This is a genomic window from Variovorax sp. FG153 (assembly GCF_057809595.1).
In genome coordinates this window covers 74,827-95,393 of sequence record NZ_JBMDKG010000030.1, presented here as the reverse complement: position 1 = coordinate 95,393, position 20,567 = coordinate 74,827, and the positions used below count along the sequence as shown (strand labels likewise).

Here is a 20,567-nt window from a genome sequence, read left to right as displayed (position 1 = left end):
GTGACAGACGCTTTGCCGGAATGCAAAGTTAGATGTACTTGGGGCGCCTTCAGGCGCGCTTCATGCGCGTTGAAGCGCGCGCGTGACCATGTCGTCGGGCGCGAGCCGCAGCAGGTGCGGCAGCAGGCCCACGGCCTTGTCGCGCTCGCCCGCGTGCAGCAGGCCGTTGGCGCACACCGACAGCGTGTCGGCCAGCTCGGGATGGTCGGGCGCGGTCTTCAGCAGGATGGTGCAGAGCCGGCGCGCGTCCTCGAACTGGCGGATGCGCACGAAGCGGCGCGCGAGCCGCGCCATGTCGTCGGGCTTGAGGCGCACGCCGGGTTTCGCCTGGTCGAGGTAGGTGGTGAAGCTCGCATGCTGCAGCGCGAGCGTGTCGGGGTCGGTGGCGCTCAGGCGGAAGATGCGCCGCGCCGCGGCATGGAAGTCGTCGCCGGCCGGCTGCAGCCGCGCGGTGTTGAACCAGGCGCGCAAGGTGTCGGCGTCGTTCGGGCGCAGCGCCGCGGCGGCGCGCCATTCGACGCTGGCCGACTCGAACTTCATCGCCGCGCCGAGCCGCCGCGCGTTGGCGACGCGGCGCTGGAACTCGCCGTCGCCGCCGTTGCCTCCATCACGGCCGCGCTCGGCCGCCAGCGCCTCGGGCGCCTTCACGCGCCCGAGCGCCAGCGCGAGCGTCATCAGTGCCGCACCGCTGAGCAGCCCGCCCAGGTGCGCCATGTAGGCGATGCCCTGGCCGCCCACCAGGTGCTGCAGCAGCTCGTTCGCGATCCAGGCCGGCAGCAGCAGCAGGGCCGGCGCCGTGACGTAGTTGAAGTAGAAGAACAGCTGGTAGAAGAAACGGATGCGCCGCAGCCGGTACATCACGGCATACATGCCCATCAGCGCCGACACCGCGCCCGAGGCGCCGAGGCCGTAGCTGCCCTTGCCCGCATAGGCCCAGTCGGCCAGCGCCGAGGCGCCGACGGCGCCCAGGATGTAGAAGCTCAGGAAGGTGGTGCGTCCGAGCGCCAGTTCGACCGAGAAGCCGAACAGGAACAGGAACAGCATGTTGCCCAGCAGGTGGCCGGTGCTGCCGTGCAGGAAGGCGGCCGTGATCCAGGTCCAGGGCTTGAACTCGGCGTCCTTCGCGTAGTCCTGCGCCCAGCGCTCGGTGAAGGGCGCGGGCCACTGGGCATCGAACTCCCGGCGGTCGCGCTTCCATTCGTCGAAGCGCGGATGCGCGGGCGTGATCACCTCGTCGGCGCGCAGCTGGCGCAGGAAGACGCGCTCGTGCTGCAGGCCCTCGAGCAGCTCGCCGGTGCGCTTGCGCTCGAGCAGCTGCCGCGCGGCCTCGGCGCGCGGCGACCGGGTGCGCTCGAGCCAGTCGACGAAGGCCGGCAGCTCGAGCGCCGGCAGCGAACTCTTCGCGTAGTAGCGCGCGGCGCGCTCCTGCGCGTTCTCCTCGCTGCGCTGCGGGCCCCAGAACACCAGCATGTTCACGAGGATCAGCAGCACCGTCATCCACGGCGGGTTGCGCCAGCTCGGGCGGTTCTCGAGCGGGATGGCGTAGAACATGGCGGGGCCCCGCGGTGCCGAGGGCCGGTGCGGTCAGCCGAGGCGGGCGCGGTGGCGCGCGATCTGCGCCTTGACCTGCGCGGGCGCCGTGCCGCCGAGGATGTTGCGTGCATTGAGCGAGCCGCGCAGGCTCAGCACGTCGTACACGTCCTTCTCGATCTTCGGGTTGAACTGCTGCAGCACCGCCAGCGGCAGCTCGGCCAGGTCGACCTTGTGCGAGGTCGCGGCCTTGACCGCGTGGGCCACGATCTCGTGCGCGTCGCGAAACGGCAGGCCCTTCTTCACCAGGTAGTCGGCCAGGTCGGTGGCGGTGGCGTAGCCGCGCAGCGCGGCCAGTTCCATCGCCTCGGGCTTGACCGTGATGCCGCCGATCATCTCGGCGAAGATGCGCAGCGTGTCCTTGAGCGTGTCGACGGTGTCGAACAGCGGCTCCTTGTCTTCCTGGTTGTCCTTGTTGTAGGCCAGCGGCTGGCCCTTCATCAGCGTGATCAGCGCCATCAGGTGGCCGACCACGCGGCCGGTCTTGCCGCGCGCCAGCTCGGGCACGTCGGGGTTCTTCTTCTGCGGCATGATCGACGAGCCCGTGGTGAAGCGGTCGGCGATCTGGATGAAGGCGAAGTTCTGGCTCATCCAGAGGATCAGCTCCTCGCTCATGCGGCTGATGTGCACCATGCACAGGCTGGCGGCGGCGCTGAACTCGATCGCGAAGTCGCGGTCGCTCACGGCGTCCAGGCTGTTCTGGCACACGCCTTCCATGTTCAGCGTCCTGGCGACCAGCTCGCGGTCGAGCGGATAGCTGGTGCCGGCCAGCGCGGCGGCGCCCAGCGGCAGGCGGTTGACGCGGCGGCGCACGTCGGCCAGGCGCTCGGCGTCGCGGCTGAACATCTCGACGTAGGCCAGCATGTGGTGGCCGAAGCTCACGGGCTGCGCCACCTGCAGGTGGGTGAAGCCCGGCAGGATCACCTCGACGTTCTTCTCGGCGATGTCGACCAGCGACTTCTGCAGCGTGACCAGCAGCTCGGCGATCAGGTCGATCTCGCCGCGCAGCCACAGGCGCACGTCGGTCGCGACCTGGTCGTTGCGGCTGCGGCCGGTGTGCAGGCGCTTGCCGGCGTCGCCCACGAGCTGGGTCAGGCGGGCCTCGATGTTCAGATGCACGTCTTCCAGGTCGAGCTTCCACTCGAAGGCGCCGGATTCGATCTCGGCGCGGATCTGCGCCATCCCACGCTCGATCTCGGCGTGGTCCTGCATGGTGATGATGCCTTGCGCGGCCAGCATGCCGGCATGGGCGAGCGAGCCTTCGATGTCGGCCTGCCACAGGCGTTTGTCGAAGAAGACGCTGGCGGTGTAGCGCTTCACGAGGTCGCTCATGGGTTCCGAGAACAGGGCGGACCAGGCTTCGGATTTCTTGTCGAGTTGGTTTTGGGTCATGGGAGCCGTTCGGGAGGCAATAATGGGCTGGTTACCCAATGTATCTGCGAATGCGCAAGCCGGCGATTTTATCGGCCACCCCATCCGCCGCGTCCTCCGACCGCACGCGCCCGTCCGCGCGCGCGCAGGCCGTGCTGTTCGACGCCTGCCAGATCGGCGTGGTGCTGCGCACCGTGGTCTTCGTCGAGGCGGTGGTGGGCGTGGCCGCGATGTTCGTCTCGGGCTCGCCCGGCGAGTGGCTGGTGCAGGCCGCCACCGTCACGGGCGGCGCGCTGCCGGCCACCCTGCTGTGGCTGGTCGCGGCCTGCGGGCTCAAGAAGCCGCTGCGGCGGCTGCCGGTTGCATGGCAGTACGCGGTGGGCGCGGTGCTGGGCGCCATCTCGGCGCTCTACGGCTGCGGGCTGCTGCGGCTCACGGGCGTGCTGGGCAGCGCGCCCTGGTTCGCGAGCGCGCTGGCCGGCGCCTTCTTCGCGGGCATGGTGATGGCGGCGATGGTGCTGCGCGCGCGCGGCCAGACACCGGCCGCCACCACCGCGCGGCTCGAGGAACTGCAGTCGCGGATCCGGCCGCACTTCCTGTTCAACACGCTCAACAGCGCCATTGCGCTGGTGCGCGAGGAGCCCGCCAAGGCCGAGACCATGCTGGAGGACCTGAGCGAGCTGTTCCGCCAGGCGCTGGCCGATCCCGGCGAATCGGGCACCCTGGCCGACGAGATCGCGCTGGCCGAGCGCTACCTCGCGATCGAGCAGGTGCGCTTCGGCGAGCGGCTGCGCATCCGCTGGGACCTCGATGCCGCGGCCAGCGACGCGCGGCTGCCGCCGCTCTTGCTGCAGCCCCTGGTCGAGAATGCGATCAAGCACGGCGTGGAGCCGAGCCCGGACGGTGCCAGGCTGCGCATCCGCACCGAGCGGCGCGGCTCGATGGTGGTGATCGAGGTGGTCAACAGCCTGCCGCCGCTGCGCTGGGCCGACCAACCGCTGCCGCGCGGCCACGGCATCGCGCTGGCGAACGTGCGGGACCGGCTGCGGCTGCTGCACGACATGCGCATGCAGTTCAGCGCCGGCATGGACCAGAAGAGCTACCGGGTGCGCATCGCGATACCCGCCGAATCATGAACGCATGCCATTGCGTGGGGGGACATGAATGAGCCTGAGGACATTGATCGTCGACGATGAAGCGCTGGCCCGCTCGCGGCTGCGCACGCTGCTGCGCGACTGCAGAGCGCCCGCGGCCGAGGTGGTGGCCGAGGCCGCGCAGGGCGCCGAGGCGCAGGCGCAGCTGGCGTCGATGAAGCTCGACGTGGTGCTGCTCGACGTGCACATGCCCGGCATCGACGGCATCGAGGTGGCGCGTGCGCTGCGCGAGCGCGCCGACGCGCCGGCCGTGGTGTTCGTGACAGCCCATGCGGCGCATGCCGTCACCGCCTTCGAGCTCGACGCGGTCGACTACCTCACCAAGCCCGTGCGCGCCGAGCGGCTGCAGCAGGCGCTGCAGAAGGCCGAGCGCTACCTCAAGGAGCGCGCCAGCGACAAGGTGGCGCAGGAGAGCGTGCTGATCCAGGACCGCGGCCGCGCCGAGCGCGTGCCGCTGGCGGAGATCGTCTACCTGAAGTCCGAGTACAAGTACCTCACGGTGCGCACGGCCGCGCGCAGCCACATCCTCGACGGCTCGCTCAACGATTTCGAGGAGCGCTATCCCCAGCGTTTCCTGCGCGTGCACCGCAACGCGCTGGTGGCGCGCAGCGCGATCCGCGCGCTCGAGCGCTACGACGACGGCGAGGACGCCGAGGGCTGGGCGCTGCGCCTGTCGACCGTGCCCGAGCTGGTCGCGGTGTCGCGCCGGCAGCTGGCGGCGGTGCGCGAAGTCATCAAGGACGCACGATGAACGACAAGGCGCGCGAGGACGACGACGCCCCGCGGCCGCCGGCCGCGCCGGAGGAAGTGCCCGCGCCCGACCTTGCGCCGCGGCCCGAGGAGCCCGTGGTGGCCGCGGCTTCGCCCGCGCCCGCGCTGCGTCCCGAGCCGCCGCCCGCGCCGAAATCCGAGGCCGATGCCGAGCGCGACCTGCCGGTGCTGCGCGTGCCGGTCGACGTGCGCAGCTTCTCGCTGGTGGTGCTCGCGGTGCTGGCCAGCGTGTTCGCGCTGCAGTGGGCGCAGTCGGTGTTCATCCCGCTGATGCTGAGCCTGCTGCTGAGCTATGCGCTGTCGCCGCTGGTCGACCGGCTCGAGCGCTGGTGGCTGCCGCGCTGGATCGGCGCGGCGGTCATCCTGCTCGGGCTCAGCGGCGCCATCGGCTGGACCGGCTATTCGCTCTCGGGCAGCGCCTCGGCGCTGCTCGATTCGCTGCCGGCCGCCGCGCAGAAGCTGCGCCAGGCCACGCGCACCGACAAGAGCACCGGCGGCACGCTCGACAGCGTGCAGCAGGCGGCCTCGCAGCTCGAGCGCGCGGCCGAGGAGAACTCGCGCGCGCTGGCACGCCGCGGCGTCGCGCGCGTGGTGATCGAGCGGCCGCCGTTCAACGTGCGCGACTACCTCTGGACCGGCACCGTCGGCCTGCTCGGCGCGGCCGGGCAGCTCACGCTGGTGGCCTTCCTCACCTACTTCGCGCTCTGTTCGGGCTCCACCTTCCGGCGCAAGCTGATCAAGATCTCGGGCTCCAGCCTCGAGAAGAAGAAGATCACCGTGCACGTGCTCGACGACATCACGCGCAACATCGAGCGCTACCTGCTGGTGCAGATCTTCACCAGCGTGCTCGTGGGCGTGGCCACCGGCCTGGCCTTCTGGGCCATCGGGCTGCAGAACGCGGCCGTGTGGGGCATCGTGGCCGGCGTCACCAACCTCATTCCCTACATCGGCTCGGTGATCGTGCTCTCGGCCGCGGGCCTGGTGGCCTTCCTGCAGTTCAACAGCCTCGAGATGGGCATCCTGGTGGCCGGCACCTCGCTGCTGATCCACACCCTGGTCGGCAACCTGCTGATGCCCTGGCTCACCAGCCGTACCAGCCGGATGAACCCGGTCGCGGTGTTCGTCGGCGTGATCTTCTGGGGCTGGCTCTGGGGCGTCTGGGGACTGCTGCTGGGCATCCCGATCACCATGGTGATCAAGGCCATCTGCGACCGGGTCGAGGACCTGCAGCCGATCGGCGAATTGCTGGGCGAGTAGGCCGCGGGCAAGGCCGTCGAGGCCCTGTGATACAAGAGCCGGACACCTGATCTTCATCGTTTCTGTTCCGGGGTAGTTCAGTGGCAGAACGCTCGGCTTGTAACCGAGAAGGCGCTGGTTCAACCCCAGCCCCCGGACCCCACTCATTTCGCATGACCATGGAAGACGATCCGTCCCTGGCGGCCGGCGGTTACTCGGCTTTCCAGCTGGCCCGCGCGCTGGCCGCGACCGAGCATGCCGACGAGACGGTGCGCCGCAACGCCGCGAAGCGCGTGCGGCAGTGGACTGCCGTGATCGAGGGGCAGCGCGGCGGCGCGATCGCCACGGGCTCGCGCACGCCGCTCAAGGACATGCCCGCCTGGGTCACGCCCGAGGTGGCGACCGGCGGGTTCGCGACCGGCGCGCTGCTGGCGGGCGGGGCGTTCCAGGCGCATGAACGCACGTTGCGCGACGAACTCGCGCCGGGCGTGCCCGAGGCCGATGCACGAGGGGCACTGAACAGCTTCTTTCTCACGGACGCGGGCCTCGAGCGGCTCGGGCTGCTGCTCGATGCGAGACGCTTCGAGGTCGCGGTGCCCGAGGAGGGCGCCCTGCTCGCGGTGGCATGGCTGCTGCGCGCTGGCCATGTGGAGCAGGCCTGGGAACTGGTGGAGGCGATCGCGCCCTGGTTCTCGCGGCTGCGCTTCTACCCGGTCGAGCTGGCCGAGGCGCGCACGCAGGGCACGCTCCTGTGGGTCGACGATGTCGCCACCGTGATGCAGCGCTTGCGCGCGGTGAAGCCGAACGCGGCGATCCTGGCGCAGAAGGAAGCCGTCGAGGTCTGGGCTCCGCTGCATGACCGCATGGCGGCGCTGCTGTTCGAGACCGTGCGGGGCGATGCCCCCCTCGCGCTGCGCACCGCCGATGGCGCCTGGCAGCGCGGCGAGGCGAACAGTTTCGTCGTGTCCGGAGGCTGGCCCTGTGCCCACTATCCCGAAGGCTGGCACGAGCGCGCCGCGATGCTGCTCGACCAGTACCGGCAGGCACGCGCGCTGCACGCGCGATGCGGGCGGCCGGAGCGCGAAGGTGACAGTTTCTTCACGCTTCGCGAAGGGTTGCGGCGCTGCGTCGAGAAGCCCGCGGCCTTGAGCGGTAGGGAGGTGGGGCGGCTGCGACTCGTTCTCGCGCGCTACCGCGCGACACACGGCCTGCCCGGCGCTGCCGAACGCCTGACGTTCAGGCAACGCCAGCGCGACGAAGCGGGCGCGCCTCCCTTCGAGCAGATCGGCCGCCAGGTTGCGCACCGGCTCGAGGCCGTGCCGCCCGAAGCGGGGCTCGACGACATCGAGCCCTTTCTGGCCCCTGTCGATGCATCGGAGGCCGCGGCGAGCGGCATCCGCGAAGGAACGACCATTCCGCACTCGGTTCGCCGCAAGCTTGCGCGCGCCCTCGAGGGAACCGCCGGCGAGCTCGTCGAGCGCGGCGCGATTCCCTCGGGCGAGGCGCTGGCCCGCGTGCTGCCTCGATGGACCGCCGCGCTGCGCGCCGCCGATATCGCCGACCCGGCGCTGCGGCGGCTCCAGTCCGCCATCGACCAGGCGTTTCGCCGTCGGCGCTCGCTGCTGCTGCTGAATCTGGAACGACAGGTGCAGCTGGCGGAACTGCCCTGGGTGGCCGCGACCGCGCGTTTCCGCGCGCCGGGTTCGGCCTCGCGCGAGGCGGCGCGGCAGGCGCTGACCGAGATCGCGCGCCTGGCCCTGACGTCGTTCCCGCAGGCGATCCTGCCGAACAAGCTGCTGCAGGAGCTGCGGGCCCTGGCCGAGATGGCCGGGCTGCCACTGCCATTCGTCGAGGAGATCGCGGCCGACATCTTCATGGGTCGGTTCTCGCCGAAGTTCCTCGAGGCCGCCAGGCTGGCCGCGGATGTCGTGGAGGGCAGCCTCTATGCCCGCTACTACGGCATCGACGGCCCGGTGTTGCGGGCGCTGCGCGCGCCGCAGGACGCCGCATCCAAGCGAGGGGCGAAGGACGCGGTCGATGTCCTGGCCCGCCTGGGCGCGTCGCGCGCGGGCATCGAGTGGCCGGCGCGGAACGTGGTGCGCAACGGCATGGTGATCGAGCAGGTGCAGGTGCTGACCACCCACAACCTGGCGCTCCTGCTTGCCGGGTCGGGCCTGCGCGAAAGCCTTGCCGCGCAACTGCCCGCGATGGCACGCCGATGCTTCGAATGGATCTGCGCGCAGCTCCAACTGCCCGCGGCGGACCGGCATGCGAGCCTGATCCGGATCAAAAGCTCGGCCTATGCCTGGCGCCAGATGGTCTTCTTCCTCTCGCAGTGCCGCGACGACGAAGTCATCGAGTTCCTGGGCTGGTCACGGGCGTGCCTGGGCGGGCAGGCGAAGGCCTTCAAGCGCCGCTTCGAGCCGATCCTTTCCGGACTGGTGGCCACCGCCACCACGGAGGACCCGCGCGTCCAGCCTTTCATGGGATGGACCGAAGGAACGCATTGGCTGATGCAGGACGACAACCCCGGCCGCTGACACGGATGCCGCCTAGGCGGTGCCGCGCGCGGCCTTCGGTTGCAGCTTCTTGACGAAGGTCGCCGCCGGCGCCAGCGGCTTGCCGTCGTGCGTGCGCAGATCGATGCGCTTCACCGGCTTGCCGCTCTCGCGCTCGACCAGCACCGAGTGCGGCTCGCCCTTGGCATAGAGGTGCTGCTCGCCCCAGTGGCGCAGCCCCACCACGACCGGGAAAAGCCCCTCGCCCCTGGGCGTCAGCAGGTACTCCTGGTAGAGCGAGCCGTCGGAGGCCGGCGCCTGGCTCAGCACGCCTTCGTTCACCAGGTTCTTGAGCCGGTCCGCGAGGATGTTCTTCGCCACGCCCAGGCTCTGCTGGAACTCGCCGAAGCGCTTCATGCCGTCGAAGGCGTCGCGCACGATCAGCAGCGACCAGCGGTCGCCGAGGATGTCGAGCGTGCGCGCCATGGGACAGGCGTCTTCCTTGAGGCTTTTGCGGCGGGCCATGGCGATGCGTTGCGGGTGGATGTGGTTGCAGGATTAAACCATCTCGGCGCCGCCTGCATGCGCGCTGCCGCAAGACCTTGCGGCGCGGTGGGGCTGGCCGGCCCATCAGGTTGCAAACAAAAACCGATCTGCCTACGATCAATAAGGTTTCAAATAAAAACCAGATAGCCGATTCGATTCCTCCCTTTGCCATTGCGCAGAAAGCCATCCATGACCGTTTCATCCGATACGCAACCGTCCCCCGCCGCCGGCATCGCCCGCGGCGCCGATGCCGTTCCCGGCCTGCGCGCCAGCCCCGTGCGCGTGGCCGTGGTGCAGTTCGACCCGCAGGTCGGCGTGGAGAACCTCGCGCGCAACAGCGCGGCCATCTACCAGCGGCTCGATGCCGCGGTCGCCAACGGCGCGCAGCTCGTGGTGCTGCCCGAGCTCGCGACCACCGGCTACTGCTTCAGCGGCCGCGCCGAGGCCTATGCCCATGCCGAGCCCGTGCCCGGCGGTGCCACGGTGCAGGGGTGGGTGTCGTATGCGGCGAAGCACGGCATCCACATCGTCGGCTGCCTGGTCGAGCAGGACGGGCTGCAGCTGTTCGACACCGCGGTGCTGGTCGGGCCCGAGGGCTACATCGGCCGCTACCGCAAGACCCACCTGTGGAACAACGAGAAGCTGTGGTTCACGCCCGGCGACGAGGGCTATCCGGTGTTCGAGACCCGGATCGGCCGCATCGGCCTGCTGGTGTGCTGGGACATCTGGTTTCCCGAGGTGCCGCGCATCCTCGCGCAGCTGGGCGCCGACATCGTCTGCGCGCCCACCAACTGGGTCTGGACGCCGCCGCCGCTGTACGACGCCAGCGGCACCTGCATGGCGGCCTACCTCACGATGACGGCGGCCCATGCCAACGGCATCTTCATCGCGACGGCCGACCGCATCGGCACCGAGCGCGGCGCGGGCTTCATGGGCAACTCGCTGATCGCGGGCACCAACGGCTGGCCGATCGGCCGCATCGCGGGGCCCGACGAGGACACCATCCTCCATGCCGACGTCGACATCGGCGCGGCGCGCTCGGCGCCGATCTGGACGCCGCTCAACGACCTGCACCGCGACCGCCGCACCGACCTCTACGACCCGCTGCTCGGCTATGTCGGTGCGCGGGCGCTGCCGCGATGAGCGAGACCTTCGGCTTCTTCGCGCGGCAGACGATCGCCGCGCTCGCGAACGACCTGCGCGCGGGCCGGCGCACCTCGGCGCAGTTGGTCGAGGCCTCGCTGGCCGCGATCGAGTCTCGGAACCCGCGGCTCAATGCCTTCGTGCGCGTGGATGCGCGGGGCGCGCGCGCCGCCGCGCTGCGTGCCGACGACGAGCTGCGGCAAGGCATCGACCGCGGCCCGCTGCACGGCATGCCGGTGGCGATCAAGGACCTGATCGACATCGCGGGCCAGCCCACCACACAGGGCTCGGCGCTGTACCTCGAGCACGTGGCGCATGACGACGCGGCCTGCGTGCGGCAGTTGCGCGCGGCCGGCGCGGTGCCGGTCGGCAAGACCACGCTGCACGAGTTCGCCTACGGCGCCACCGGCGACCGCTCGGTGCAGGGCGCGGCGCGCAATCCGCATGCGAGCGCGCGCATGTCGGGCGGCAGCAGCGGCGGCAGCGCGGTCGCGGTGGCCGCGGGCATGGTGCCGCTGGCGCTGGGTACCGACACCGCGGGGTCGGTGCGCGTGCCCGCGGCGCTGTGCGGCGTGGCGGGCTTCAAGCCGGCCCATGGCGCGATCTCGTGCGAGGGCGTGCGGCCGCTGGCCGCGTCGCTCGACCACGTGGGGCTGTTCGCGCGCGACGCCGAGGACGTGGCGCTGGCCTATGGCTGCCTGGCATCCTTCGATACGGAGGTTGCGCCCGCGACGCGCATCGGCTGGATCGTTCCTTCGCTGCTCGCGCGCACCGATCCACGCATCGCGCGCGCCGTGCGCGAACGCCTCGGTGCCGCCGGCCTGCCGGTCGACGAGGTGGACCTGCCCGCGCGGCTGCCGCAGGCGCACGAACTGTTCGAGCTCTTCTCCACGCTGCAGGCCAGCGAGGCCTTCGCCGTGCATGCGGACGATGTGGCGCGCGGCGCCGAGGCCCTCGATGCCGAGGTGCTGCAGCGCCTGCGCCGCGGCGAGGCGATCCCGGCCTGGCGCTATGTGCGCGCGCTCGCGCAGCGCGAGGCCGTGGCGCGCGCCGTGGCCGAGCTGCTGCGGCGGCACGAGGTGCTGGCGCTGCCGACCGTGCCGATGCTGGCGCCCGCCATCGGCGAGCGAATGCCCCGCATCGATGGCGCGGCCGTCGAGGTGCGCGCCGCGCTGCTGTCGCTCACGAGCCCGTGGAACCTGGTCGGGCTGCCCGCGATCAGCGTGCCCGTGGGGCGCATCGACGGCCTGCCGATCGCGCTGCAACTGGTGGCCGCGGCCGGCAGGGAAGCCGCGCTGTTCCGCCTCGCTTCCACCCTCGAAGGAGTCGCCTGACATGCCCTATCTGCAACTCGACGTGAACGGCCGCCATGCGGCCACCGACAAGCGGCGGCTTGCGCAGCGCCTGTGCGAAACCTATGCCGCGATGATGAGCGTGGACATCCGGCGCATCAGCGTCGCGGTGCGCGAGGCGGGCGAGGGCGGCGTGTGGCGCATGGTCGATGGCCAGCCGGTCGAGGTCTCGGTGCTGATGTGCGACATCCGGCGCGGCCGTTCGGCCGAGCTGCGGCTCGCGGTCGCGAAGGCGCTGTGCCGCGACTGCGCGGAGATCCTCGGGCTGCGCGAGGACCGGCTCAACGTCGAGTTCACCCAGCATGCGGGCGACGAGATGTACCACCCGACGCTGGGCGGCTACAGCCCCGAGTGGGCGCAGGGCGAGGGCGGCTGAGGACGCTCAGCGCGGTGGCCTGGCCAGCCGCGCGAAGCGCGCGATCATCAGCGGCCCGAGCAGCGCGCCCAGTCCGACCGTGGTCCATGCCGCCACCCAGGCGTGGGTGCTGCCCACGCCGAAGCGCGCCTGCCCCCAGTCGAGCGCGAGGCCGAACACCCAGGGGCTGACCGCGCCCGCGCCGAAGCCCATCACCGAACGCACCGAATAGGCCACGCCCAGGCGATGCGGCGCCACCACGTCGGCCAGCGCGGTCGAGTAGACCGAGGAGTCGGCGATCGCGAACAGGTTGTAGAGCGCGGCCGCCGCCGCCAGCAGCCACAGCGGCCAGCTCCACATCCAGCCGAAGGCGAAGGACATGCACAGGCTCGCGAGGGTGGCGACCATCATCACGCGCGCGCGGCCCCAGCGGTCGGAGGCGGCACCGCCCGCGATGCTGCCGAACACGCTGACCAGGTGCGCCAGCGCCGCGAGCGCGATGCCCGCGCCCTTCCAGGCCGCGGGCACATCGCCCGACGAGGCCACGAGGTAGGCGGGCAGCCAGGCCCACAGCGCCATCAGCTCCCAGCAATGGAAGGCATAGGCCCAGTTGCCGGCCATCGCGGGCTTGTCGCGCACCGTCTCGGCCAACGCACGCAGCGTGCTTTCGCGCGCGGCCGGCGGCGGTGCCGTGGGCAGTCGCATGCGGCGCAGTGCTGGCACGGTGAGCAGCGCGCCCACCGCGGTGCACAGCGCCGCCGCGATCAGGCCGTGGCGCCAGTGCGCGAGGCTCGCGAGCGCGGCCACCACCGCGAGCGAGAGCGCATAGCCGAGCGACGAGGCGCCGAGGAACAGCCCCATTGCGCGGCCGCGCACGGCGGATTCGGCATTGCGCGCGAGCAGCTGCAGCCCCGGCGTGTACGAGGCACCGGCGCACAGCCCCGCGAGCCCGTACAGCAGCAGCGCCGAGCGGTGGCCGCTCGCGAACAGCGCGAAGCCCAGCGCCGCGATCGCGCTGACCGCGCTGCCGAGCAGAAACACGCGGTGCGCGCCGAAGCGATCCGCGAGCAGGCCCACGGCGAACAGCGAACTCATGTAGCCCACGTGCCAGGCGCTCTGGATCGAGCCGGCCTGCGCGGCGCTCATCCGCCAGTCGACCATGGTGAAGGGCAGCACGCCGGCATAGGCCGTGACGATCATGGCCTGCAGCAGCCGGCTCGCGCAGAGCATCGCGAGCCAGCCCGGCGCGGGCAGGGTGGCCGGCGCCGCCATCAGGCCAGCGCGCGCTGCATCAGCACGGTGTCGACCCAGCGGCCGAACTTGAAGCCCACGTCGCGCAGCACGCCGACCCGTTCGAAGCCCAGGCTCTCGTGCAGCCGCGTCGAGCCCGCGTTGCCGCTGTGGCCGACCACCGCGACCATCTGGCGCAGGCCCCGTGCGGCGCAGCGTTCGATCAGTGCCGCGAGCAGCGCCTTGCCGATGCCGCGGCCGTGTTCGCCCTGCGCGACGTAGATCGAATCCTCGACCGTGTGGCGGTAGGCGGAGCGCGCGCGGTAGGCGCCGGCATAGGCATAGCCGACCACGCGGCCCTCGCGCAGCGCGACCAGGTAGGGCAGGCCCAGGCGCAGCACCTCGAGGCGGCGCGACAGCATCTGCGCCACGGTCGGCACCTGTTCCTCGAAGGAGCAGAGGTCGTGCAGCACGTAGTGGCTGTAGATGGCCTGGATCTGGTCCAGGTGCTGGGGCTCGGCGTCGGCGATCTCGACCGCGGCGGAAGCGGCGGAAGCGGAAGAAGGGTCGGAAGAAGGCATGGCGCGATCTTGACGCGCGGCGATCGATAAATGAAGCTTCGATCACCTATGCAAGCCATGAGAAAAACTTTGGAAAAACCGCTGCAGCGCTCGCTCAACCTCGACCAGCTGCGCGCCTTCGGCCTGGTGGTGGAGACCGGCAGCTTCTCGGCCGCGGCCGAACGCCTGGGCCTGACCCAGCCCGCCGTGAGCCTGCAGGTGCGCCAGCTCGAGCGCCGCCTCGCGGTCCGGCTGGTGGAGCGCGTGGGCCGGCGCGCGCGGGCCACGGCGGCCGGCAGCGAGCTGCTGCGGCATGCGCAGCACATCGATGCGGCGGTCGAGAACGCGATCGAGGCCTTGGGCGACCATGCGAGCGCGGTCGCGGGCCGCGTGCGGCTGGGCACCGGCGCCACGGCCTGCCTGCACCTGCTGCCGCCGCTGCTGCGCGCGCTGCGCGAGCAGTACCCCGCGCTCAGCGTGGTGGTGAGCACCGGCAACACCGACGACTGCGTGCGCAAGGTGGAGGAGAACAGCATCGACCTCGCGCTCGTCACCTTGCCGGCCACGGGGCGTTCGCTCGAGGTGACGCCGGTGCTCGACGACGAGTTCGTGGCCATCGGCCGCGCCGACCTCGCGCCGCTGAAGGCGCGCGTGGGGCCGGCCGACCTGGCGCCGCTGCCGCTGGTGCTGTTCGAACCCGCGGCCAACACGCGCCGGCTGGTCGACCGCTGGTTCGCGGCCGAAGGGCTGCAGCCGCAGCCGGTGATGGAACTCGGCAGCGTCGAGGCGATGAAGGAGATGGTGGCCGCGGGGTTGGGCTACGCCATCGTGCCCGGCATGGCGATGCGCGGGCGCGGCGCCCATCCCGAACTCAAGATCAGCCGGCTGGTGCCGCCGCTGTCGCGCAGCCTGGCGATCGTGCTGCGGCGCGACAAGCCGGTGGGCAAAGGCCTTCGCGTGGTGCTCGATGCGATCACGCGGGCGGGGGCCGAAGGCAAACGGCCGGGAGCGCCACGCGGGCGTCCCGGCCGTTGAAGGGAAGGCTGCCGCTCAGGCCGCCACGGCGGCGCCGCGCGCACGGCCCAGCGTGACCACGATCAGCGCCGCGACCAGCACCAGTCCGCCGCTCATCACCATGGTGCTCGAGATGCCCCAGCCGTCGACCACGCGGCCGCCGAGCAGCGCGCCCGAGGCGATCGCCACCTGGAAGCCGCTGACCAGCAGCGCCTGGCCGGCCTCGGGCGCATCGGGCACGGCCTCGAGCATCCAGCCCGTGAGCGCCACCGGGATCAGGCCGAAGGCCACGCCCCAGATCACGACCACCACCGCGCCGGCCACCATGCCGGTGCCCAGCAGCGTCGACAGGATCAGCGCCGTGGCCAGCAGCAGCGCGGCCAGCAGGGTGGTGCCGCGCACGCTGCGCGCCACCATGCTGCCGCCGAGGAAGGTGCCGAAGAAGCCCACGGCGCCGTAGACCAGCAGCAGCGTGGTCACGCCGTTGGGGTCGAGGCCGAAGACCTGCTGCAGCAGCGGCTTGAGGTAGGTGTAGGCGGCGAAGTGGCCGGCGATGAAGAACAGCACCGCGAGCAGCCCGACCTGCGCCATGCGCCGCGTCAGCGGGATCAGCAGGTCGCGCGCGCCGATGGCGCGTGCCGAGGGCAGCGGCGGCAGCAGCCACAGCTGCACCAGCAGCACGGCGCCGGCCAGCGCGCCGGTGGCGGCGAAGGAGGCGCGCCAGCCGAAGGTGGTGCCGAGGAAGGCACCGGCCGGCACGCCGAGCACGGTGGCGGCCGACACGCCGGCCAGCACCAGCGACATCGCGCGCGCCTGCTGGGCCGGCGGCACCAGTTGCGTGGCGGCCGGCGGCGCGAAGGTCCAGAAGCCGCCCACGCACAGGCCGAGGATCAGCCGCGCGATCAGCATCGTGGCGAAGTTGGGCGCGAAGGCCGCGAGCAGGTTCGAGGCGATCAGCGCCACGGTGAGGCCGATCAGCAGGGTGCGGCGGTCGAGCCGGCCCGAGGCCACGATCAGGCCCGGCCCCGCGAAGGCCGCGAGGATGCCGGGCATGGTGATCATCAGGCCCGCCGTGCCGTTGGAGACGTTGAGGGTGCTGGCGATGTCGGTGAGCAGGCCGATCGGCATGAACTCGGTCGAGACCATGGCGAAGGAGCCGACCGAGAGCGAGCCGACCGCGAGCCAGGTCGAGCGCGAGGTCTTCGCGGAATCGGGCGGCAGCGCGTCGATGCAGGGGGCGCCGCTGGGTGCGTTCATCATGAGGAGGAAGTCCGGTGGGCATCGGCCGGCACGGCGGTCGATGCTTGTTGCAAAGGGCTTCGCAGTGTGGTCGCACGGGCGCCCGCGACAAAGGGGCCGCGCGGCAGTTGTCAGTTTCCCGGGGGCGAACAATCGAGGGGTTTGCGTGTCCTCGACCGCACGCAGGCGGCGCATTGCCGTCCATCGACGGCAATGCGCGCTCAGGGCTTCGGCGGCGCGCCTTCGGCGAACGAGGGCAGGTCCTCGCCGCAGGCCATCCACGGCACGTCGTGCGAGCGCCAGATGTGCTGGCTGGGCCGCACGCCGGGATCGTCGTCGAGCGAGCCCACGCGCAGGATCACCTGCGGCTGGGCCACCCACTCGGCCACCAGATGGCTGCCGCAGCGGCGGCAGAAATGGCGCAGCTTGCCGGGCGTCGACTCGAAGGCCGCGAGCGCGTCGTCCTGGCCGCGCAGCCAGCGGAAGTCGGCGCGGTCCACGCGCGCCGTGCTCGCGAAGGCGGCCGCATGCGCCTTGCGGCAGGTCCGGCAGTGGCAGTGGCCGATCGGGCCCGCGAGCTTCGCGGCCTCGTAGGCCACGGCGCCGCAGAGACAGGAGCCTTGCATGCCGTGCCTCCTCAGCCCGTGTTGCGCAGGCCCGCGGCCACGCCGTTGATCGAGATGTGGATGCCGCGCTGCAGCCGCTCGCCGCCGTCGCCCGCGCGGTAGCGCCGCATCAGCTCGACCTGCAGGTGGTGCAGCGGGTCGATGTACGGGAAGCGGTGGCGCACCGAGCGCTGCATCTCGGCATTGCCCTCGAGCCGCTGCTTGGCGCCGGTGATCAGCGTGAGCGCATCCGAAGTGCGGTGCCATTCGGCATCGATCATCGAGAACACCTTCTGGCGCAGCTTGCGGTCGCTCACCAGCTCGGCATAGCGCGAGGCCAGCGCGAGGTCGCTCTTGGCGAGCACCATGTCCATGTTCGACAGCAGCGTGCGGAAGAAGGGCCACTGCGCGTACATGCGCTGCAGCAGCGCCTGGCGCTCCTTGCGGCCCGCGGCATTGCCGGCGGCCGCGAGGAACTGCTCCACGCCCGAGCCGAAGCCGAACCAGCCCGGGATGGTGAGGCGGCACTGGCCCCAGCTGAAGCTCCAGGGCACGGCGCGCAGGTCGTCGATCTTGTGGCTGGGGTTGCGCGAGGCGGGGCGCGAGCCGATGTTGAGCTCGGCGATCTCGCGGATCGGCGTGGCGCTGAAGAAGTACTCGCCGAAGCCCGGGGTCTCGTAGACCAGCTTGCGGTAGGCCGCCATGCTCGCGCTCGAGAGCTCGCCGGCCGCCGACAGGAAGGTGGCGGGCGCCGACTTGCCCTGCGGCAGCAGCGTGGCCTCGAGCGTGGCGGCCACCAGGGTCTCGAGGTTGCGCCGGCCGATCTCTCGGTTGGCGTACTTCGAGCCGATGACCTCGCCCTGTTCGGTCAGGCGGATCTGGCCGCGCACCGTGCCCGGGGGCTGCGCGAGGATCGCCTGGTAGCTCGGGCCGCCGCCGCGGCCCACGGTGCCGCCGCGGCCATGGAACATGCGCAGGCGGATGGGGTTGGCCTTCTTCCTGTTGAGCTCGTCGAACAGCGCCACCAGCGCGATGCCGGCGCGGTAGAGCTCCCAGTTGCTCGTGAAGATGCCGCCGTCCTTGTTGCTGTCGCTGTAGCCGAGCATCACGTCCTGCTCGGCGCCCGAGCGCTCGATCAGCGCCTGGATGTTCGGTAGCGCATAGAAGGCGCGCACGATCGGCGCGGCATTGCGCAGGTCCTCGATGGTCTCGAACAGCGGCACCACGATCAGGTCGCAGGTGGCGTCCTTGTCCATCGCGCCGCGCAGCAGGCCCACTTCCTTCTGCAGCAGCAGCGCCTCGAGCAGGTCGCTCACGGTCTCGGTGTGGCTGATGATGTAGTGGCGGATCGCCGCGTTGCCGTAGCGCGCGCGGGCCACGCGCGCGGCCGCGAAGATCGCGAGCTCGCTCTTCGCGAGCGGCGAGTAGTCGGCATCGGGCACGCGCAGCGGGCGCGCGTCGTCGAGCAGCTTGAGCAGCAGCGTCTGCTTGGCTTCCTCGGCCAGCGAGGCGTAGGCGGGCTCGATACGCGCGGTGGCCAGCAGCTCGGCGATCACGGCCTCGTGCTTGTCGGAGCTCTGGCGCAGGTCGACCGTGGCGAGGTGGAAGCCGAACACCTCGACCGCGCGGATCAGCGGCTTGAGGCGCGGCGCGGCCAGCAGGCTGCCGTGTTTCTCGCCGAGCGAGTCCTCGATGGTGCGCAGGTCGGCGAGGAACTCCTCGGCCGTGGCGTAGGGGTTCTGCGGCGCCACCGCGTGGCGCGCGGCCTCGCCGCCCGTGAGCTCGCGCAGCGTGGCCGCGAGCCGCGAATAGACGCCGGTCAGCGCGCGGCGATAGGGCTCGTCCTTGCGGTGCTCGCTGGTGTCGGGCGAACGCTCGGCCAGCGCCTGCATCTCGACCGAGACGTCGATCAGGGTGGCCGAGAGCGACAGTTCGCCGCCCAGGTAGTGCACCTCGGTGAGGTAGTGGCGCAGCGCCAGCTCGGCCTGGCGGCGCAGCGCGTACTCGAGGGTCTCGGCCGTGACGTTGGGGTTGCCGTCGCGGTCGCCGCCGATCCACTGGCCCATGCGCAGGAAGGTCGCGACCGAGGGCGTCTGGCCGCCCTGCGCCAGTGCCTTCTCGAGGTCGGCGTAGACGCGCGGGATCTCGCGCAGGAAGGTGGCCTCGTAGTAGCTCAGCGCGTTCTCGATCTCGTCGGCCACGGTGAGCTTGGAGAAGCGCAGCAGGCGCGTCTGCCACAACTGCGTGACGCGGATGCGGATCTGCGCCTCGTTGTCGGCGAATTCGAGCGGCGACAGCGCGTCGGTGCCGCCGGCATAGGCCTGCTGGCGCAGGCGGATCTCGTCGCGCGTGGTCAGCAGCAGCGCGATGGCGCGCTCGGCGTCGAGGATGCTCTTGCGCTGCACCTCGGTCGGGTGCGCGGTGAGCACCGGCGACAGGTAGCTGTGGGCCAGCGTGGCCACGATCTCGTCGGGCTTCACGCCGGCCTTGCGGATGCGCGCCAGCGCGGTCTGCAGGTCGCCGTCGGCGCTTTCGCCGGCGCGTTCGGCCTCGGTGCGGCGGCGGATCAGGTGGCGGTCTTCCGCCAGGTTGGCCAGGTGGCTGAAGTAGCTGAAGGCGCGGATCACGCGCACGGTCTCGGCCGCGGTCAGGCTCTTGAGCAGGTTCTTGAGCGCGCGGTCGGCGGTCTGGTCGGCATCGCGGCGGAAGGCCACCGACAGCGTGCGGATCTTCTCCACCAGTTCATAGCTCTCCTTGCCCTCCTGCTCCCGGATCACATCGCCGAGGATGCGGCCCAGCAGGCGGATGTCGTCGATCAGCGGCTGGTCTTCGGCTTGCCTGCGCTTCGGTGGGGCGGCAGGGGTCTTGCTGGCTTTCATTCGATGTTGTTCCTGGAGACTTGGAGTGCTGTTGGAATGGAGCGTCGCCGCCGTTGCTGCGGCGCAACATGCTAGCATCCCGCCGGTTTCTGTTCATGTACTTTTCGGGGGCGGTTTTGAGCAATATCGTGATTGCCACGCGCGAAAGCCGGCTGGCCTTGTGGCAAGCCGAGCACGTGCAAGCGCTGTTGCAAGACAAGGGCCACACGGTCCGCCTGCTGGGCATGACCACGCGTGGCGACCAGATCCTCGATCGCACCCTGAGCAAGGTCGGCGGCAAGGGCCTGTTCGTGAAGGAGCTCGAGCTCGCGCTCGAGGAAGGGCGTGCCGACATCGCGGTCCATTCGCTCAAGGACGTGCCGATGGAACTGCCCGAGGGCTTCGTGCTGGCCTGCGTGCTCGAGCGCGAGGACCCGCGCGACGCGCTGGTGTCGCCGCGCTATGCCTCGCTCGACGAACTGCCGCGGGGCGCCGTGGTCGGCACCTCGAGCCTGCGCCGCGTGATGCTGCTGCGCGCGCGCCGGCCCGACCTGCGCATCGAACCGCTGCGCGGCAACCTCGACACCCGCCTGCGCAAGCTCGACGAGGGCCAGTACGACGCCATCGTGCTCGCCGCCGCGGGCCTCAAGCGCCTGGGCCTCGAGCAGCGTATCCGCATCGCCTTCGAACCCGAGACCATGCTGCCGGCCGCGGGCCAGGGCGCGCTGGGCATCGAGGTGCGCGCCGACCGCGCCGACCTGATCGAACTGCTGGCGCCGCTCGCGCACAGCGGCGACTGGCTCGCCACCGCCGCCGAGCGCGCCGTGAGCCGCGCGATGGGCGGCAGCTGCTCGATGCCGCTGGCCGCGCATGCGCGCTGGCAGCCCGACGGCAGCCTGCGCATCGACGCCGCCTGGGGCGACCCCGAGGGCGCCGAGCCGATGCTGCAGGTGAGCGCGCGCGCCGAGGCCGGCGATCACGCGCAGGCCGATGCGCTCGGTTTGCACGCGGCCTCGCTGCTGCGCGACGCGGGCGCCCACTGAGG

The 20,567-nt window shown here is 71.3% G+C and carries 17 protein-coding genes and 1 tRNA gene; 10 read left to right on the top strand and 8 right to left on the bottom strand.

The window, feature by feature from the left end; translation table 11 throughout:
• Positions 1–60 precede the first annotated feature (60 nt).
• The gene (locus tag ACODT0_RS27495) at positions 61–1,551 is read right to left on the bottom strand and encodes a rhomboid family intramembrane serine protease (RefSeq protein WP_489042785.1); all 1,491 of its coding nucleotides are present in this window, start codon (positions 1,549–1,551) and stop codon (positions 61–63) included.
• Between the two features lie 33 nt (positions 1,552–1,584).
• Entirely contained in the window at positions 1,585–2,982 is a 1,398-nt protein-coding gene (gene argH / locus ACODT0_RS27490; protein ID WP_093348594.1) for an argininosuccinate lyase, read from the bottom strand.
• A gap of 50 nt (positions 2,983–3,032) precedes the next feature.
• On the opposite strand from argH, the gene ACODT0_RS27485 reads away from it, so the two are divergent.
• The 5 genes from ACODT0_RS27485 to ACODT0_RS27465 all read left to right on the top strand — a co-directional run bounded on the left by ACODT0_RS27485 (position 3,033) and on the right by ACODT0_RS27465 (position 8,662).
• Positions 3,033–4,097 (top strand): sensor histidine kinase, encoded by a 1,065-nt coding sequence (locus ACODT0_RS27485; RefSeq protein ID WP_057592326.1) that lies wholly within the window; start codon positions 3,033–3,035, stop codon positions 4,095–4,097.
• Between the two features lie 28 nt (positions 4,098–4,125).
• Positions 4,126–4,866 carry a LytR/AlgR family response regulator transcription factor gene (locus ACODT0_RS27480; RefSeq protein WP_489042784.1) on the top strand — a complete coding sequence of 247 codons (741 nt, stop codon included), beginning with the start codon at positions 4,126–4,128 and terminating at the stop codon, positions 4,864–4,866.
• The gene (locus ACODT0_RS27475; RefSeq protein ID WP_057592324.1) at positions 4,863–6,143 is read left to right on the top strand and encodes an AI-2E family transporter; all 1,281 of its coding nucleotides are present in this window, start codon (positions 4,863–4,865) and stop codon (positions 6,141–6,143) included. Before ACODT0_RS27480 ends, ACODT0_RS27475 begins: the two co-directional genes overlap by 4 nt.
• 66 nt (positions 6,144–6,209) lie before the next feature.
• Positions 6,210–6,281: transfer RNA gene (locus ACODT0_RS27470), tRNA-Thr, on the top strand.
• 14 nt (positions 6,282–6,295) lie between these two features.
• Entirely contained in the window at positions 6,296–8,662 is a 2,367-nt protein-coding gene (locus ACODT0_RS27465; protein WP_489042783.1) for a hypothetical protein, read from the top strand.
• Positions 8,663–8,674: 12 nt separating this feature from the next.
• Here the strand turns inward: ACODT0_RS27465 and ACODT0_RS27460 are convergent, their stop codons facing one another.
• The gene (locus ACODT0_RS27460; protein ID WP_057592322.1) at positions 8,675–9,145 is read right to left on the bottom strand and encodes a winged helix-turn-helix transcriptional regulator; all 471 of its coding nucleotides are present in this window, start codon (positions 9,143–9,145) and stop codon (positions 8,675–8,677) included.
• 210 nt (positions 9,146–9,355) lie between these two features.
• On the opposite strand from ACODT0_RS27460, the gene ACODT0_RS27455 reads away from it, so the two are divergent.
• The 3 genes from ACODT0_RS27455 to ACODT0_RS27445 are packed head-to-tail and all read left to right on the top strand — an operon-like array spanning position 9,356 to position 12,037.
• On the top strand, positions 9,356–10,309 hold the full coding sequence (locus ACODT0_RS27455; RefSeq protein WP_082321872.1) for a nitrilase family protein: 954 nt from the start codon (positions 9,356–9,358) through the stop codon (positions 10,307–10,309).
• A complete protein-coding gene (locus tag ACODT0_RS27450) occupies positions 10,306–11,643 on the top strand; it encodes an amidase (protein WP_489042782.1) in 1,338 nt (445 codons plus the stop codon). The genes ACODT0_RS27455 and ACODT0_RS27450 overlap by 4 nt, the downstream gene beginning before the upstream one ends.
• Before the next feature lies 1 nt (position 11,644).
• On the top strand, positions 11,645–12,037 hold the full coding sequence (locus ACODT0_RS27445; RefSeq protein ID WP_057592320.1) for a hypothetical protein: 393 nt from the start codon (positions 11,645–11,647) through the stop codon (positions 12,035–12,037).
• 6 nt (positions 12,038–12,043) lie between these two features.
• On the opposite strand, the gene ACODT0_RS27440 is transcribed toward ACODT0_RS27445, so the two are convergent.
• Complete coding sequence (locus ACODT0_RS27440) at positions 12,044–13,288, bottom strand: MFS transporter (protein WP_489042781.1); 1,245 nt, start codon at positions 13,286–13,288, stop codon at positions 12,044–12,046.
• Positions 13,288–13,827 (bottom strand): GNAT family N-acetyltransferase, encoded by a 540-nt coding sequence (locus ACODT0_RS27435; protein ID WP_489042780.1) that lies wholly within the window; start codon positions 13,825–13,827, stop codon positions 13,288–13,290. Before ACODT0_RS27435 ends, ACODT0_RS27440 begins: the two co-directional genes overlap by 1 nt.
• 48 nt (positions 13,828–13,875) lie before the next feature.
• On the opposite strand from ACODT0_RS27435, the gene ACODT0_RS27430 reads away from it, so the two are divergent.
• Complete coding sequence (locus ACODT0_RS27430) at positions 13,876–14,841, top strand: LysR family transcriptional regulator (RefSeq protein WP_489042779.1); 966 nt, start codon at positions 13,876–13,878, stop codon at positions 14,839–14,841.
• A 15-nt stretch (positions 14,842–14,856) separates the two neighbouring features.
• Here the strand turns inward: ACODT0_RS27430 and ACODT0_RS27425 are convergent, their stop codons facing one another.
• The 3 genes from ACODT0_RS27425 to ppc form a co-directional block, all read right to left on the bottom strand.
• The gene (locus ACODT0_RS27425; RefSeq protein WP_203204835.1) at positions 14,857–16,080 is read right to left on the bottom strand and encodes an MFS transporter; all 1,224 of its coding nucleotides are present in this window, start codon (positions 16,078–16,080) and stop codon (positions 14,857–14,859) included.
• Between the two features lie 200 nt (positions 16,081–16,280).
• The gene (locus ACODT0_RS27420; protein ID WP_057592316.1) at positions 16,281–16,685 is read right to left on the bottom strand and encodes a GFA family protein; all 405 of its coding nucleotides are present in this window, start codon (positions 16,683–16,685) and stop codon (positions 16,281–16,283) included.
• Between the two features lie 11 nt (positions 16,686–16,696).
• Positions 16,697–19,543, bottom strand: coding sequence for a phosphoenolpyruvate carboxylase (ppc, locus tag ACODT0_RS27415; RefSeq protein WP_489042778.1), 2,847 nt, complete (start codon positions 19,541–19,543; stop codon positions 16,697–16,699).
• Between the two features lie 95 nt (positions 19,544–19,638).
• Here ppc and hemC point away from each other — a divergent pair, with 95 nt between their 5' ends.
• The gene (gene hemC, locus ACODT0_RS27410; protein WP_489042777.1) at positions 19,639–20,565 is read left to right on the top strand and encodes a hydroxymethylbilane synthase; all 927 of its coding nucleotides are present in this window, start codon (positions 19,639–19,641) and stop codon (positions 20,563–20,565) included.
• Positions 20,566–20,567: the final 2 nt, after the last annotated feature.

Bases quoted from the DNA above. Each gene is read 5' to 3' on its own strand.
- ACODT0_RS27480 (WP_489042784.1), top strand. From the start codon at position 4,126: ATGAGCCTGAGGACATTGATCGTCGACGATGAAGCGCTGGCCCGCTCG.
- ACODT0_RS27450 (WP_489042782.1), top strand. From the start codon at position 10,306: ATGAGCGAGACCTTCGGCTTCTTCGCGCGGCAGACGATCGCCGCGCTC.
- hemC (WP_489042777.1), top strand. From the start codon at position 19,639: ATGTACTTTTCGGGGGCGGTTTTGAGCAATATCGTGATTGCCACGCGC.
- ACODT0_RS27495 (WP_489042785.1), bottom strand. From the start codon at position 1,551: ATGTTCTACGCCATCCCGCTCGAGAACCGCCCGAGCTGGCGCAACCCG.
- ACODT0_RS27485 (WP_057592326.1), top strand. From the start codon at position 3,033: ATGCGCAAGCCGGCGATTTTATCGGCCACCCCATCCGCCGCGTCCTCC.
- argH (WP_093348594.1), bottom strand. From the start codon at position 2,982: ATGACCCAAAACCAACTCGACAAGAAATCCGAAGCCTGGTCCGCCCTG.
- ACODT0_RS27465 (WP_489042783.1), top strand. From the start codon at position 6,296: ATGACCATGGAAGACGATCCGTCCCTGGCGGCCGGCGGTTACTCGGCT.
- ACODT0_RS27455 (WP_082321872.1), top strand. From the start codon at position 9,356: ATGACCGTTTCATCCGATACGCAACCGTCCCCCGCCGCCGGCATCGCC.
- ACODT0_RS27445 (WP_057592320.1), top strand. From the start codon at position 11,645: ATGCCCTATCTGCAACTCGACGTGAACGGCCGCCATGCGGCCACCGAC.
- ACODT0_RS27425 (WP_203204835.1), bottom strand. From the start codon at position 16,080: ATGATGAACGCACCCAGCGGCGCCCCCTGCATCGACGCGCTGCCGCCC.
- ACODT0_RS27460 (WP_057592322.1), bottom strand. From the start codon at position 9,145: ATGGCCCGCCGCAAAAGCCTCAAGGAAGACGCCTGTCCCATGGCGCGC.
- ppc (WP_489042778.1), bottom strand. From the start codon at position 19,543: ATGAAAGCCAGCAAGACCCCTGCCGCCCCACCGAAGCGCAGGCAAGCC.
- ACODT0_RS27420 (WP_057592316.1), bottom strand. From the start codon at position 16,685: ATGCAAGGCTCCTGTCTCTGCGGCGCCGTGGCCTACGAGGCCGCGAAG.
- ACODT0_RS27430 (WP_489042779.1), top strand. From the start codon at position 13,876: ATGCAAGCCATGAGAAAAACTTTGGAAAAACCGCTGCAGCGCTCGCTC.
- ACODT0_RS27440 (WP_489042781.1), bottom strand. From the start codon at position 13,288: ATGGCGGCGCCGGCCACCCTGCCCGCGCCGGGCTGGCTCGCGATGCTC.
- ACODT0_RS27475 (WP_057592324.1), top strand. From the start codon at position 4,863: ATGAACGACAAGGCGCGCGAGGACGACGACGCCCCGCGGCCGCCGGCC.
- ACODT0_RS27435 (WP_489042780.1), bottom strand. From the start codon at position 13,827: ATGCCTTCTTCCGACCCTTCTTCCGCTTCCGCCGCTTCCGCCGCGGTC.